The organism is Streptomyces sp. NPDC001502, from assembly GCF_042894785.1.
Taxonomy (GTDB): domain Bacteria; phylum Actinomycetota; class Actinomycetes; order Streptomycetales; family Streptomycetaceae; genus Streptomyces; species Streptomyces kutzneri.
This window is the reverse complement of the sequence record NZ_JBIAVW010000027.1, coordinates 44,915-59,861: the sequence shown is the minus strand read 5'-3', so window position 1 is coordinate 59,861 and position 14,947 is coordinate 44,915. Positions and strand designations below refer to the sequence as shown.

The following is a 14,947-nucleotide window of genomic DNA, read 5'->3' as shown; positions in this document are numbered from 1 at the left end:
CGACGGGCTGACCACCTGAAGCGGCGACCGTCACCGTACGGGCAGCTGCGCCGCGACGATGACGTTCCCGTACAGGTCTGCGAAGTGCAGGGAGCGGTTCTCACCCTCCTCCCGCTCGTCCCACACCCGCACGCCGTGACCGCGCAGGTGTCTGCCGGTCTGCCGCACATCGGCCGTGTACAAGACCAGCAGGGGCTGACCCCCACACTGACGGCCGATCAACTCCCGTTCCGGCGGTGTGGTCGCAGGCATCAGCCAGAGGCCCGCCTGCGCCTGGCCGGTCAGACCGATGTGCAGATAGCGGTAGCCACCAGCCGTCTGATCGTGCAGGACCGAAAAGCCCAGGACGTCTCGGTAGAAGCCCAGGGCGGCCTCGGCGTCCGCGACGAGCACCACCATGCGGCCGAGCGCGGAGAACAGGTTCTGGCCGGGAGAAGGAGCCATGAGTGAAACCTCCGAGAGGGCGGTCCAGCGGGTCATCCGGCCCGTCGACACACACGACGGTTACACGTGCAGAGCAGCACTGCCCGAGGCTAACGGTCACGATCACAACACGCTATGCAGGAGGGCTCGACCCGAATGCTGGACGATGTTACACAGGACTCCAGCTAGAGTTACACGTGTAACATTCACTGTCCACCCAAGCCACGGAGGCCCCGGATGACCGCGCCTTCCCTCCCTCGGTGGGAACAGCCGCGGACGCGTCCCCCGGCCTCCCCCCTGAGTGTGCTGCTCGCGTCACCTCTGGTCGGCATCTCCGGCGAGGGAACCGTCGTATCGCTCGGCGCGCTGCTCTGCTGTGCGGCCCTGTGCCGTACCAGGAAGTCCGGAGCGTAGATGTCCACCTCACCCCAGCCGATGCCGCTGCCCTTCTCCTGGGCCGACCAGGAACGTCACCTCGTCAGCCACCTCTCGGGGCTGATCCGCCTGGACACGTCGAACCCACCGGGCAATGAAATCGCCGTCGCGCGCCACCTGGCCCACGAGCTGTCCCGCTCCGGCATCTCACACACCGTTCTGGAGTCCGAGCCCGGACGCGCCAACCTCGTCGCCCGGCTACCCGGGACGGGACAGGAACCGCCGCTCATGCTGCTGGGCCACGCGGACGTGGTCGGCGCCCAACCCGATGGGTGGACTCATCCGCCCTTCTCGGGCGAGGTGGCCGACGGTCGCGTGTGGGGTCGGGGGGCGCTGGACATGAAGGGCCAGATCGCCGCGAGCCTGCTGATCATGCAACTCCTCGCCGGGTATCGGATACCGCTGCGCCGCGACGTGCTGCTCGTGATCACCGCCGACGAGGAAGCGGGCAGCCGGCGGGGTGCCTACTGGCTGTGGGAGAACCACCGCAGCCTCGTCGAGGCCGAGTTCGCGTTCAACGAAGGCGGCGGCCAGCGCTTCATGACGCCCGGCGGTCCCGTCTACACCGTCCAGGTGGCCGAGAAGGGAAACGCCCGGATGCGGGTCACCGCCCGCGGGCCGGGCGGCCACGCCTCCGTCCCGCGGGCGGAGTCGGCGGTCTTCACGCTGGCCGAGGCCCTGCTCCGGCTGCGCGCGTTCGCCCCAGAGACCGTGGTGCATCCGGCCTCGCGACGCATGCTCGCGACTTTGGCGGACCTGCACCCGGGCGCGGGCGCGAAGGCCATCGGGCGGCTGCTGCGGGACCCGAGCTGGGAGCGGGCGAACGCCCTGCCCATCGATCCCGTCCTGCGGGAGTTCGTCGTCGCCGGACTGCACAACACCGCCACTGCGACACTGCTGTCCGCGGGACAGCGGCAGAACGTGGTGCCCGTCGAGGCGAGCGTGGTGCTGGACGGACGGCTCCTTCCGGGCGAGCTGCCCGATCGGTGGGTGGCCGAGGTCCAGAGGGCACTCGGAGATCGTGTCGAGGTGGAGCTGCTGCACGGCAGAGTGAGCCACGCCGGCCACGACGACCCGGAGCTCCTGCGGGTCCTGGGCGATACCGTCGCGGCCCACGAACCGGGGGCGCGGCTGCTGCCGTACATCAATCCGGCCGCCACGGATGCCCGGGCCTTTCCCGAAACGAAGGTCTTCGGGTTCTTTCCCTCCGCGAGCGACGCGGACATCATGCGGCTCATCCACGCACCTGATGAGCATGCCCGGATCACCGACCTGATGTTCGGCGGGCGCTGCCTGCTCGACGCGGTCCTCAGACTCTCCAGATGAAAGGAGCCACCCCCATGGGTGTTGTCATCGAGACCCTGACCGGAAAGGTCGAGGGCACCGCCGAAGACGGGCTGTCGGTCTTCAGGGGCATTCCCTACGCCCTTCCGCCGGAAGGGCCTCTACGGTTCCGGGCGCCCGCCCCGGTCCCCGCCTGGGATGGCGTCCGGCCGGCCACGTCGTTCAGTGCCGCACCACCACAGTTGCCGATGGTTCCCGGAATGCCCCCGGCCTGGCGACCGGAGGACGGCCTGGACTGCCTCAGCGTGAACGTGTGGACCCCGGGAGGCGCCGGCGACCGGCTGCCGGTGATGGTGTGGATCTACGGCGGGGGGTGGAAGACGGGCCACTCCGCTGATCCGAGCTACGACGGCGAGGTGCTCGCCCGGGGCGGCGTGGTCATGGTGACGTTCAACTACCGGGTCGGGTTCGAGGGATTCGGCTACGTACCGGGGGCACCCGCCAACCGGGGTTTCCTCGACCAGGCCGCGGCACTCGTATGGGTACAGGAGAACATCGCGGCCTTCGGCGGCGACCCGGACAATGTGACGATCTTCGGCGAGTCCGGCGGAGGCGCGTCCGCCGCCGCCCTGCTGTCCGCACCGGCCGCGCGCGGCTTGTTCCGTCGTGCCATCGTCCAGAGCATGGCCGGGCGGTTCCTGGCCGAGGAGGAAGCCCGGCGGATCTCCGTCATGATCGGGGAAGCGGCCGGCGTGGGCCTCGACGGTCTGGCATCCGCATCACCCGAGGCGCTGCTGGCAGTACAGGACGTGGCACTGCCCGCGATGCGAACGAATCCGGCGAACTGGACGACGCCCGAGGCCATCACCGCGTTCTCGCCCGTCATCGACGGCATCACCGTGGTCGACAAGCCATGGCTCGCACTCCGTTCGGGGTGCGCACGCGACGTCGACCTGATCTCGGGCTACACGCATGACGAGTTCACCCTGTTCGCCATGGAACGCGGCCTCGTCAAGATCAGACTCGGCGCGATGGTCAGGGCCATGCCCATGATGCTGTCGACGGCACGCGCGGGATTCCGCGACCGGGCATCGCGAAAGCCGGCGCAGCCGTCGGCGAAGATCCGCGACCTCGACCTCGGTGCCGTCACCGAAGGGTTGAGGCTCGGCCGCCAGGCCGCCGACGACTACCGCGACGCCCACCCGGACCTCACCGACCCCCAGCTGTACGTCGAGATGTTCTCCGACGCGCTGTTCCGGATGCCCGCGACGTGGCTGGCGCAGGCGCACGCCGACGCGGGCGGCCGCGCCTGGCTCTACGACTTCACCTGGAGCAGCCCCGCCTTCGGCGGAGCCCTGGGCGCCTGCCACACCGTGGACATACCGGCGACCTTCGGCCACACGCGAGGGCCTCTGGCCGGGTTTCTGTTCGGCGGCAAGCTCCCGCCCCAGGACTTCACGCGCCTGTCCGAACGGCTCCGTGCCTCCTGGATCTCCTTCGCCGCCACGGGGGATCCCGGCTGGGAAACCTTCACAACGGCACGGCCGACGACCCGGCTCTGGGACACCGAACCGTCGGTCGTCGAGGACCCGCTCTCGGCATCCCGCCGCATCTGGCACAAGGAGTCCGGTCTCTGACGACCCGGGAACGCATCGAGGTGGGGGTGCCGCCCGCGCCCGCATGCGTTCTCCTGACGGCTGATCAGAGAACGGCCGCGAGACGAGCACCGGTTCGGTGTTCGTCTCGCGGCTGCGACCGGGCCCGGTACGGGTCAGCGCAATGGGCACCCTGTTCTGCCGGCACCTGCCGGCACCTGCCGGGAACCGGGCCGAGGTCAGTCGCTATGACTCGGGCGGCGCTTCTGCCAGGCCGGTGACTTCCCGCACGTGCAGCAGGCTCGGCGCGGCGAGCACGTCGTGCAGCTGCTGGAAGATCTGCCGCGCGGCGACCGCGTTCCAGTCCGCCGGGAGCAGCTCGCTCGGCAGCCCGGGGTCGAGGTAGGGCAGGCGGCGCCACTGGGTGAGCATCGGGACGTAGTGGCGGAAGGCCTCGCCGCTGTCGATGTCGTGTTGCTGCGCGAGTCCGCCGGCGACGGAGCCGTAGGCCTGGGTGAACCCCGCGTACTGCTCCTGGATCGCGGGGAAGTCCCACCACGTGCTCACTGTCTCGGGCAGGTCGCTGAAGGCGGCGTAGTCCGCGGCGAACAGGTGGACGTAGTCGCTGAGCCCGAGCCGGACGAGCATGTCGCGGGCGCCGTCCAGGAGACGGCCGGGCGCCAGCCACACGCCCGGGGCGATGTTCCCGAAGCCGAGCCAGGTCAGCCGGGTGCGCAGCTGGTAGCGGTAGGAGCGCTCGGATTCCGGTACGGAGAAGACGGCCATGGCCCAGCCGTCGCTCAGCTTCGCCGGTTCCAGGCTGCCGAAGATGCGCCGGTCGCCCTCGTCGAAGACGGGGTGCGCGGCGGGGCTGAGCCGGTAGCCGGTGGCCCCCCGGCGCTCCGGTTCGAGGACGCCCTTCTTCTTCAGCCGGGAGATCGCCGAGCGCGCGGCCGGACCCTCGACGTCCAGCTCGGACAGCAAGGTGATCAGGTCGGCGACGGAGATCCAGCCGCCGAGGCGGCGCAGGAACGCCCCGTAGACCGTGTTGATCAACGAGCTGGGCCTGAGAGGACTGTCCGCCATGATCGCCTTCCGTCGTATGCGGTCGCGATCCTACCGAGCCGGCGGAACGAGGCACCTGCCGGGCCATGGCCATGGCCTTGGCCCGGCAGGTGCGCAACGAGGGGCCGGCGGGTCCTCGTCATCGCGCCGCGGGCGACTGCCACACCGGTGCTTCCGCATAGGCGCCGGCCAGGAGGTGGCCCGCTCCGGGAGCCACTGCCGGAAGGTCCAGGGCGCGCAGCATCTGGTGGGCCGTGCACACGGCCGCCGAGACGACGGGCTTGCCGAGGAGCTGTTCGGCTTCCTCGATGGCGCCCAGCGAGGGCATCTGCACGCAGGCGGAGAGCACGACGGCGTCGGCGCCGCTGTGGTCCAGGGCCTTGGCGAGCCCGGGGAGGCGTGCGGGGTCGTGCGCGGCGACATCGAGGTTGTTCGGGATCTCCAGGGCGGTGTAGTCGAGGACCTCGATGCCCTCGTGGGTGAGGTAGTCGACGACGGTTTTCGTCAGCGGGCGCATGTACGGAGCGATCAGCGCGATCTTCTTCGCCTTGAGGGTGTGCAGGCCGTGGACCAGGGCGCCGGCGCTGGTGACGACGGGGGCGGCGGCTCCGTTCTCCACCGTACGAAGGTGCAGGCGCTCCTCGGAGGTGCGGTGGTAGCCGAGACCCATGCTCATGATGGCGACCAGGCAGGCGTAGCCGAGTACGTCCACGTGCGCGTCGGAGAGCTCGACGGCGCAGCGGTCGGAGTCGGCGTCCATGGCCCTGAGCTGTTCCGCGGTCACATGGGTCATGCGCATCCGGCTGGAGTGGAAGGTGAAGCGCTCCGGGGCGACGGTTTCCCGGGCGCGCAGGATCGCCGGGACCTCGGTCTCCATGGTGACGTTGGAGCTCGGCACGATCTGGCCGATGCGAAAGGTGCGGGAGGCACGGGCAGTGCGGGAGGTACGGTCGGGCACGGTCGCTCCTCAGCGGGCGTCGACGACGGGGTTGGTCAGGGTGCCGATCAGCTCGACCGTGGCCTCGACGGTGTCACCGGGCTGCAGGAACTCGGGCGGGACCATGCCCGCTCCGACACCGGCGGGCGATCCGGTGGCGATGACGTCACCGGGTTCCAGGGTGACGCCGGAGGAGATGTCGGCGATGAGGCGGGCGACGGGGAAGAGCATGTGCCGGGTGTTCGACTTCTGCTTGGTGACGCCGTTGACGCGCAGCGAGAGGTCGAGGGCCATCGGGTCGGGGATCGCGTCGCGGGTGACGACCACCGGGCCGAAGGGGGCGTAGGAGTCCTGGCCCTTGGAGAAGAACCACTGGCCGGAGCGGCGCTGGTCGCGGGCGCTGATGTCGTTGACGATGCTGAAGCCGAAGATGTGGTCGTACGCCTCCTCCTCGCTCACCCGGAAGGCCGTGCGGCCGATGACGACGGCGAGCTCGCACTCCCAGTCCAGCTGCGTGGTCAGGTCGGCGTTGTGCAGGATCGGCTGGCCCGGTCCGGTGACGGCCGTGGCGGGCTTGCTGAACAGCACCGGTCGCGAGGGGCGCTCCTTGTCGGTGTCCAGGCTGCGGCTGGACTCCTCCACGTGCTCCACGTAGTTCAGTCCGACTCCGATGATCTTGCCGGGGCGCAGTGGGGCCCGCAGGGACACCTCGTCGAGCCGGTGGACGGCCTCGGCGGGCCAGGCCGCGGGGCCGTCGGCCAGCAGGCCGCGCGCGGTTTCCTGGGCGGCCGCGCCGGCCCGGATGAACGACAGCAGGTCCAGGGGCAGTTCCACGGCGGCCCGCTCGGCCAGGACGGCGAGGTCGACGACGAGGTCGTCGACCTGTGCCCCGAGGCGCGGGGACGCATCGTTGAGGGTGTAGCTGACCAGCCGCATGGGGGGCTCCTTGCGTATGAGGGGATGGTGCGGAGGGGGCGGGCCGGCGGCGTCACTCAGGTGGTGCCGCCGCCGACCCGGTCCGGGCGGTGCGGGGCGTTGCATCGCGCCCGGCTCGGTGCTCCGCCGTGCCGGCGCCGGTGTCAGGGCCGGCGGCGTCCGGTACGGCGGAGCGGTTCAGGGGGAGCGGTTCAGGCGGTGGGCTGGTGCCCACCGTTGTCGGTGTACGCCTCTTCGCGGTGGAAGCCGAGCGAGCGCATGACGGGGAAGTCGTTGAAGGAGAAGAGGCAGGCGTCCTCGGACTCGTCGAGGTTGTGGTGCTCGTGCCAGGCCCAGGAGGGGACACAGAACATGTCGCCCTTCTTCCACTCGAAGCGCTGTCCGGCGATCACCGAGACACCGTGCCCCTTGGCCGCGGTGTAGATGACCGACCCGGTGTGGCGGTGCGCCTGCGTGGCCTGACCGGGGCGCAGCAGCTGCATGTGCGCACCCATGGTGGGCATGACCGAGCCGCCCGTGACCGGGTTGGTGTACTCGGCGATCACCCCGTCGTACGGGGATCCCTCGGTGGCCTTGGCCAGATTGCGCAGGGCCTCGTAGGTGGGCTCCCAGGGGAACGCCAGCAGCGGAGAGTACGGCCTGGTCCACTTCTCCACGCCATAGGGCAGCAGGTTCGCACCGTACGTCAGCACGGAGGAGTTGATGATCTTTCCGGGGGTCTGGTACAGCTCGGGGTGGACCTCGTAGAACCCGGCGTCCAGGGCGTTGACCAGGGGGATGTCGAGTCCGTCCTGCCAGATGACGGGGGCGTCGGCAGCCTCGTTGCCGTGCTCGTGCCAGGTGCCGTTCGGAGTGATGGCGAAGTCTCCGGGACCGACCTTCAGCTTCTGACCGTCGACGATGGTCCAGGCGCCCGTGCCCTCGTGGACGAAGCGCAGGGCCGCGGCCTGGTGGCGGTGGGCGGTCATGGCCTCGCCGGGGCCCATGATCTGCAGGCCCGTGTAGAGGAGTCCGACCGCGGCGCTGACGTCCTTGCGGCCCGGGTTGACGAGCATCACCACGCGGCGGCCGGCGTCGTCGGCCTTGACCAGGTCGAGGGCCTTGAGGACGTGGGGGCGCAGTTCGCTGTAGCGCCACAGGACGGGGACGGACTTCGGCTGCGGGTACCAGGGCTCAATGTCGTTGGCGACGGTCCACAGCGCGCCTGCTTCGAGCTGGGCGAGTTCGCTGTAGAACGCGGCGAGTTCAGGGGAGTCGGATACCCGGGCCCGGCCCAGCCTGCTGTCGTCGTACTCGGTGGTCATGCGTCCTCCTTCGTGGTGCCGGTGGTCTCGGTGGAGAGGGGTGAGAAGGGCGTCGTGGTGTGCGCCGGGTCCGTCGCGAAGGTCACCGGGGTACGCGGGCGGTTGTCGACGTGGAGCTGGAAGACGTCGAACCGGTTGTAGTGGCCGACGATGTCGTGCATCTGCTTGGGCTGGATGCACTTGGCCAGGTCGATCTCGGCGTACACGATGCCCTCGGTGTCGATCAGCGGCTCGGTGACGGGCCGGCCGTCGGGGCCGAAGATCCCGGACAGGGCGCTGCGGGGGCGGGCGAGCATGCGGCGCACGTCCTCGTCGTCACCCGCGATGGCGTCCACGATCTCGGGGGAGATCGTCGAGCAGGCCACGACGGAGAAGACCTTGCCCTCGAAGCTGTGCGCCGCCGTGCGCACGGCGATGGCGTCCGCCATGTCGTAGTCGGCGGGGGCCACCGGCAGGGCGATGTAGCAGGAGGCGTGGACGAGTTCGCCCTGCGCGAGGAGGGCGAAGCGGGCCAGGGTGTTGGTGTTCTCGCCGCAGGCCAGCGCGCCCAGCGGGCCGACGGGCGTCTGGTGCACCTTGAGCGAACTGCCGTCCCCGCCGGTCCAGGTGAGCTTCTCGGCCCAGGTCGGCACCAGCTTGCGGTGGACGCCGATGAGTGCGCCGTCGGGTCCGATGGTGAGCAGGGTGTTGTAGAGGACGCCGAGGCTGTGCGCGGCCCGCTCGTTGACCCCGATGACGAGGACGACACCGTACTGGCGGGCGGCAGCCCGCAGGGCGTCGACGTGCGGGCCGGGGATGTCGATGGAGGCGCGCTGGAGGCGCTCGAACCAGGGCGAGCCCTGGACCGGGTTCATCGTCCAGTTCCAGTACGGGTATCCGGGGACGAACACCTCGGGGAAGACGACCAGTTCGGCGCCGGCGGACGCCGCCTCCGCGATGAGGGCGATCGCCTTGTCGACGGTCGCCGCAGGGTCGAGGTACACGGGAGCCGCCTGCACGGCCGCGGCGGTGAAGCGTGGCAGATTGTCCATCGGTTCTCCAGGTCAGCCGGCGGATGCGGCAGCGGTTGCGGCAGCGGGGAGGGGCGGAACCCAGCGCTGGTGCACGGGGGCGGAAGTCTCGCGGAGCAGCTGGAGCCGGGGCGCGATCCGGTCGGTGCGTGCACCTGGCGGGCGCCCGCTGCCTGCCCGCCAGGAGGCGGGCCATGGTGCCCCCGGGCCGCTGTAGCCCTGGGCTGCGGCGGCGTGCAGGGTCCACAGCGGGTCGTGGAGCTGGGCGCGGCCGACGCCGCACAGGTCCGCCCGGCCGGCCAGGATGATGGAGTTCACGTCGTCGTACGTGGAGATCGCGCCGACGGCGATGGTGGGGACCCCGATGGCATTGCGGATCAGGTCCGCGTACGGGGTCTGGTAGCTGCGGCCGTAGCGGGGCCGCTCGTGGGCGACGACCTCGCCGGTGGAGACGTCGATCGCGTCGGCGCCCGCATCGGCCAGCGCGCGGGCGATGGCGACCGCGTCGGCCTCGCTGGTACCGCCCTCGGCCCAGTCGGCGGCGGAAAACCGCACGAGGAGCGCCTTCCCGGCCGGCCACACCGCCCGCACGGCCCGTAGCACTTCCAGGGGGAAGCGAAGCCGGCCGGCCAGGCTTCCGCCGTACTCGTCGGTGCGCTGATTGGTCAACGGGGAGAGGAATCCGGAAATCAAGTGGCCGTGACCGTACTGGAGTTCCAGAGCGCCGAAGCCTGCCCGGTCGGCTCGCTGGGCCGCCCGTACGAAGTCCCGTACGAGGGTGTCCATATCGGCGCGGGTTGCCTCGCGCGGCGCCGGACTGAGCTCGTCCCAGGCAAGCGAAGAGGCGGCGATCGGCGGCCCGTCGGCGTGGGCTGCCGCACGGCGGCCGGCGTGGGTGAGCTGGATGCCCAGGCAGGTGTCGAGCTGGCCGTGGACGAAGTCGATGATGCGCCGCCAGGCAGCCTCCTGTTCGTCGGTGTACAGCCCGGGGCAACCCGCGGTGGCGCGCCCGGCGGCATTGACGGCGGTCATTCCGGCGAACACGAGGCCGCTGCCGCCGAGGGCCTGGGTGCTCAGGTGGACGAGGTCGAAGTCGCCCGGGACCCCTTCGCGTGCGGTGTACAGCGCGATGGGCGGTACGACGACCCTGTTGCGCAGGAGCAGTCCGCCGATCCGGAAGGGGCGGAACATGGGCGGCACGGGCGAGGAGGCGTTGACGGCGGTGGTGAACTCCTCGTCGCGCACGCGCAGGTTGTCGTAGGTGACGCGGCGGCTGCGGGTGAGGAGGTTGAAGGCGAACTGCGGGGGCTCCTGCGCCGTGTAGCGGCCGACGTTCTCGAACCATTCGAGGCTGGCCTGGGCGGCGCGCTGGGTGGATTCGACGACCGGCCTGCGTTCGCTCTCGTACGCGGCGAGCGCCGAGTCCACGTCAGGGTGTTCGTGCAGGCAGGCGGCCAGCGCGAGGGCGTCCTCCATGGCGAGCTTGGTGCCGGAGCCGATGGAGAAGTGGGCGGTGTGGGCGGCGTCGCCGAGCAGGACGACGTTGCCGTGGCGCCAGGTGGCGTTGCGGACGGTCGTGAAGCGGATCCACTTCGAGGCGTTGGGGATGAGGCGGTGGCCGTCGAGGTGGTCGGCCAGGATCTCCTCGCACAGCCGCACGCTCGCCTCGTCGCTCTCGCCGCGTGCGAACTCCCGGTCGGCGAAGGCTTCGAATCCGGCCCGGCGCCAGTCCTCCTCCGCGATCTCCACGATGAAGGTGCTGCGCTTGTCGTCGTAGGGATAGGCGTGGACCTGGATGCTGCCGAAGTCCCGCTTCTCGACGATGAAGGTGAACGCCTCGAAGACGCGGTCGGTGGACAGCCACATGTAGCGGCAGTGGCGCTCGTCCAAGTCGGGGCGGAAGCTTCCCGCATACGTCTCGCGGGCAGTGGAGCGGATTCCGTCCGCGGCGACCACGAGGTCGTAGCCGGCGGAGAGCTCCTCGACGGGCGGTGCCTGGGTCCCGTAGTGCACCTGCACCCCGAGCTCCGCACAGCGCTTCTGCAGGATCTCGCGCAGCCGGTTGCGGTCCAGGGCGGCGAAGCCGTGGCCGCCGGATATGTGAACCTCGCCGTCATAGCGGACGTCGATGTCGCTCCACCGGGCGAACTCCGCGGACATGGCCGCGAACACCGCGGGGTCGGCCTGCGCGATGCCGTCCAGCGTCTCGTCGGAGAACACGACGCCGAAGCCGAACGCGTCGTCGCGGGCGTTGCGCTCCCAGACCGTGATCTCCCACTCCGGTGAGAGCTGCTGGGCCAGGGCCGCGAAGTACAACCCGCCGGGCCCTCCTCCGATGACTGCTACACGCACGGTGTTCCTCCTAGTGGTTCCGGAAACAGAATATGCTGCAGATTTGGCGAGCGTCAAGAATTCAACACATTCCGTGTGGTGCGTCTGGCGCGTCGCCTCGGATCAGGCGAAGAGCTCGGGGGCCTGCGGACCGGCCTTCGTGAGGACCTCCCGGACGTCGTCGGGCCAGGCCGTGGACCCGGTGGCGCGTGAGGCCGAGTGGGCGATGACCATGCGTCCGGTGGCGGCCGGCTCCTCCCCCTCGCCGCGGACGGTGAAGGCGTAGTGCAGGGAGCTGGTGCCGACCTTGGTGACCCGCAGTTCGGTACGGACGGTCTCGCCGAACCAGAGCCGGGCCCGGTAGTCGGCCTCGAAGTGGACGCGTGGGGTGCTGCCGAAGAGATGGGCCAGTCCCAGCCTCCGCAGCAGGACCGCCTCTGCCGCCTCCACCCAGCGCACCACCGTGGAGTGGTGGTAGTGGCCGGCCGCATCCGTGTCGGGCCATTCGACGCGCCGCTCGATGACGACGCCGGGCAGGTTCTCCGCGAGGGCTTCGGGGCATCCTGCGGCACAGCTGTCCGTCGCCGCGGAATCCGCCCGCTGCGGGCTGGATGTGTCCATGGTCGTGCCTTTCGTTCGGTCGCTAAGGGGTGTGCTGGGCGCGCTTGCGCAGCTCGGAGCGCTGGAGCTTTCCGTTGCTCGTGCGCGGGAGGTCGGTGACGAATTCGACGGCGCGCGGGTACTTGTAGGGCGCGACGGTCCGCTTCACGTGGTCCTGGAGCTCCTTGACGGTCGCCGCGTCGGACGCGACACCGGGGCGCAGGACCACGTACGCCTTGACGAGCATTCCGCGCTTGTCGTCGGGGGCCCCGACGACGCCGCATTCCTCGACGTAGGGGTGGATGGCGAGGGCCTTCTCCACCTCGGGGCCGGCGATGTTGTAGCCGGAGGAGACGATCATGTCGTCACTCCGGGCCACGTACCAGAAGTAGCCGTCGGCGTCCCGGACGTAGGTGTCGCCCGTGATGTTCCAGCCGTCGCGGACGTATACGGTCTGGCGCGGGTCCTCCATGTACCGGCAGCCCGTGGGGCCGGTGACGGCGAGGAGACCGGGCTGCCCGTCGGGAACGGGCTCGCCCGCTTCGTCGACCACGCGGGCGCGGTATCCGGGAACCGGCCTGCCCGTCGAGCCGGGACGTATCTCGTCGTCGGAGGCCGAGATGAACACGTGGAGCATCTCGGTGGCGCCGATGCCGTCGATGATGCGCAGTCCGGTGGCGGCGTGGAACTCCTCCCACACGGCCGCCGGCAGCGCCTCTCCGGCGGACACGCAGCGACGCAGGCCGGACAGCTGGCGGACCGCGCCGGCCGCCATGATCGCCCGATAGGCGGTGGGCGCCGTGAAGAGCACGGTGACTCCGTGTTCCTCCACCAGGTCGGCCAGCTGCTGAGGCGCGGCCTGCTCGATGAGCAGGGTGGCCGCACCCACGGACAGGGGGAAGACCACCAGTCCGCCGAGCCCGAACGTGAAGGCCAGGGGCGGGGTTCCGGTGAAGACGTCGTCCTGGTGAGGCCGCAGGACATGGCGGGAGAAGGTGTCGGCGTTGGCCAGTACGTCCCGGTGGAAGTGCAGGGTCGCCTTCGGCCGGCCGGTCGTTCCCGAAGTGAAGGCGATCAGCGCGACATCGTCCGCCGCAGTGGCGACACCGGAGAACCGCCCGTCCTTCGCCGCGCAGCGCGCGACCAGGTCTTCCTCGCCGGAACCGCCGTAGGCCAGCACGGCCGGGCCGGGAGCGCCGATGGCGGCGAGTTCGTCGAGGTAGCGGTGGTCGCACACGGCGACGGTCGGCCGACTGATCCCGTTCAGCTCCGCGAGCTCACTGGCGCGCAGCAGCGGCATGGTGGTGACGGCGACGCCGCCGGCCTTCAGCACCCCGAGCCATGTGGCCACGAGCCAGGGGTTGTTGGGGCCGCGCAACAGGACACGGTTGCCCGGAACGAGGCCGAAGTCCTCGGTCAGCACCTGGGCGACCTGATTGGCACGCTCCAGCAGGTCACCGTAGGTCCACCGCTCCGTGGGAGTCAGCAGACAGGGCCGGTCGGGACCCCAGCGCGCCACGGCGTCGTCCAGCAGTCGCTGGGCGCAGTTGAGCCGGTCAGGGTAGTCCAACTCCGGTAGATCGAAGTGCAGTTCGGGCCAGAGGGCGAAGGGCGGGAGTCGATCACGACAGAACGTGTCGACATGAGCAGACAGGGAGAGCTCCATGGGGCGGCACCTCAATCTCGGGGCAGCGGGGAGAGTGAAGTAAGTATCTCGCCAAACTTGCGATCGTCAATGATGCGCGATATTTGATTTTGTTAACAGCGTGTTGCGCAGCCACCCGCAGACGCCGAGAAGTGCAGGCACCCCGGCCGCCATGCTGTTACACGTGTAACATGCTAGGCATCTCCCCTGAAGAAGTTCAAGCATTTCGGACAAACGTCGCGAAGCGTGAACTTCTGGATCACTGTCGATTGGAGAAGGCTTCGATGCCGCAAACACGTCCGGCCGGGCTCGACCCGGGGTGGCCTCCGCCCGCCTACCAGGCTCCTGTGGCGCCCGTGGTGGCCGAGAACGGCGTACGTCACTTCGACGGGGTCACCTACGCGACCACCCCCGGCTACCGGCCCCGACTCCTCGACGTCCACGTGCCCGCGAGCGACGGGCCGGTCCCGGCCGTCGTCTGGATACACGGCGGCGGCTGGCTGGACGGCGACCGGCGCCATCCCCCGCCGACCGTTCCCGTCGACCTGTTGCACGGCTCGGTCCTGCGGGCCGGGCTCGCCCTGGTCTCGATCGACTACCGGCACAGCCTTGAGGCCCCCTTCCCCGCACAGCTGCACGACGTGAAGGCCGCCATCCGTTACGTCCGGCGGTTCGCCGACACCCTCGGCATCGACCCGGAGCGGATCGGGGTCTGGGGCGAGTCCGCGGGCGGCCACCTGGCCGCGCTCGCCGGGCTCACCCGCCCCGACGGCCCGGCCGGTGAGGCCCTGGAAGGCAGCGTGGGGGTGCGCGACGGGCACACCGCGGTACGCGCCGTGGTGGACTGGTACGGCGTGTCCGAGCTCGCGTCCCTGCTCCCCCGTCCCCTGCCGCCGGCTCCGCCAGGGGACGCATTCCCCGACCCGCTCACCGCACTCCTGGGCGGCACCCCCGAGGAGCGGCCTGAACTGGCCCGGACCGCCAGCCCCGTCACCTACGCGGAGGGAGCGACTCCCCCGCCGTTCCTGCTGATTCACGGGACCGCGGACAAGCTCGTGCCCTACAGCCAGAGCGAGGTGCTCGCCGAGGCGCTGAGGAGCGCCGGCGGCGAGGCCACCCTCCAGCCCGTGGAGGGTGCCGACCACATCTTCCTCGGCGTCCCCGACGTCACTCCGATCATCACCGGGAGCGTCGCCTTCCTGGCCCGCCACCTGGGCGCCTGACCGCACTCCCGGCGCTTGTCGCCGCGTGGGGCGCCGCGCGCTGCACCGCGGCGCCCCATGCCTTCCGGTCCTCGCGCCGCACCTCCACGTACGACACACAGATACGGGCCGCGGGCATTGCCGCGGCCCCGAGAGGCTGTCATGACCGGTATCCGGGTT

General features: G+C 70.4%; 12 protein-coding genes. 3 read left to right on the top strand and 9 right to left on the bottom strand.

What is annotated here, in order from left to right; translation table 11 throughout:
- Window positions 1-30: 30 nt before the first annotated feature.
- The gene (locus ACFY0D_RS34245) at window positions 31-444 is read right to left on the bottom strand and encodes a VOC family protein (protein ID WP_390801811.1); all 414 of its coding nucleotides are present in this window, start codon (window positions 442-444) and stop codon (window positions 31-33) included.
- A gap of 393 nt (window positions 445-837) precedes the next feature.
- On the opposite strand from ACFY0D_RS34245, the gene ACFY0D_RS34240 reads away from it, so the two are divergent.
- Both ACFY0D_RS34240 and ACFY0D_RS34235 read left to right on the top strand, forming a co-directional pair.
- A complete protein-coding gene (locus ACFY0D_RS34240; RefSeq protein WP_390801810.1) occupies window positions 838-2,184 on the top strand; it encodes a M20/M25/M40 family metallo-hydrolase in 1,347 nt (448 codons plus the stop codon).
- Window positions 2,185-2,198: 14 nt separating this feature from the next.
- Window positions 2,199-3,779: a carboxylesterase/lipase family protein gene (locus tag ACFY0D_RS34235; RefSeq protein WP_390801809.1), complete on the top strand. Its 1,581-nt coding sequence runs from the start codon at window positions 2,199-2,201 to the stop codon at window positions 3,777-3,779.
- A 204-nt stretch (window positions 3,780-3,983) separates the two neighbouring features.
- On the opposite strand, the gene ACFY0D_RS34230 is transcribed toward ACFY0D_RS34235, so the two are convergent.
- The 8 genes from ACFY0D_RS34230 to ACFY0D_RS34195 all read right to left on the bottom strand — a co-directional run bounded on the left by ACFY0D_RS34230 (window position 3,984) and on the right by ACFY0D_RS34195 (window position 13,586).
- Window positions 3,984-4,823 (bottom strand): PaaX family transcriptional regulator C-terminal domain-containing protein, encoded by an 840-nt coding sequence (locus ACFY0D_RS34230; RefSeq protein ID WP_390801808.1) that lies wholly within the window; start codon window positions 4,821-4,823, stop codon window positions 3,984-3,986.
- Between the two features lie 118 nt (window positions 4,824-4,941).
- Window positions 4,942-5,679: an Asp/Glu racemase gene (locus ACFY0D_RS34225; RefSeq protein WP_390801853.1), complete on the bottom strand. Its 738-nt coding sequence runs from the start codon at window positions 5,677-5,679 to the stop codon at window positions 4,942-4,944.
- 90 nt (window positions 5,680-5,769) lie between these two features.
- Entirely contained in the window at window positions 5,770-6,675 is a 906-nt protein-coding gene (locus tag ACFY0D_RS34220) for a fumarylacetoacetate hydrolase family protein (RefSeq protein ID WP_390801807.1), read from the bottom strand.
- 191 nt (window positions 6,676-6,866) lie between these two features.
- Window positions 6,867-7,979, bottom strand: a complete 1,113-nt coding sequence (locus ACFY0D_RS34215) for a cupin domain-containing protein (RefSeq protein ID WP_390801806.1) — start codon at window positions 7,977-7,979, stop codon at window positions 6,867-6,869.
- Window positions 7,976-9,010 (bottom strand): carbon-nitrogen hydrolase family protein, encoded by a 1,035-nt coding sequence (locus ACFY0D_RS34210; protein ID WP_390801805.1) that lies wholly within the window; start codon window positions 9,008-9,010, stop codon window positions 7,976-7,978. The genes ACFY0D_RS34215 and ACFY0D_RS34210 overlap by 4 nt, the downstream gene beginning before the upstream one ends.
- 12 nt (window positions 9,011-9,022) lie before the next feature.
- Window positions 9,023-11,341, bottom strand: coding sequence for an FAD-dependent monooxygenase (locus tag ACFY0D_RS34205; RefSeq protein ID WP_390801804.1), 2,319 nt, complete (start codon window positions 11,339-11,341; stop codon window positions 9,023-9,025).
- A gap of 102 nt (window positions 11,342-11,443) precedes the next feature.
- Entirely contained in the window at window positions 11,444-11,941 is a 498-nt protein-coding gene (locus ACFY0D_RS34200) for an acyl-CoA thioesterase (protein ID WP_390801803.1), read from the bottom strand.
- Window positions 11,942-11,963: 22 nt separating this feature from the next.
- Complete coding sequence (locus ACFY0D_RS34195) at window positions 11,964-13,586, bottom strand: AMP-binding protein (protein WP_390801802.1); 1,623 nt, start codon at window positions 13,584-13,586, stop codon at window positions 11,964-11,966.
- A 263-nt stretch (window positions 13,587-13,849) separates the two neighbouring features.
- Between ACFY0D_RS34195 and ACFY0D_RS34190 the strand changes: the two genes are divergently transcribed.
- Window positions 13,850-14,788 carry an alpha/beta hydrolase fold domain-containing protein gene (locus ACFY0D_RS34190; RefSeq protein WP_390801801.1) on the top strand — a complete coding sequence of 313 codons (939 nt, stop codon included), beginning with the start codon at window positions 13,850-13,852 and terminating at the stop codon, window positions 14,786-14,788.
- Window positions 14,789-14,947 lie beyond the last annotated feature (159 nt).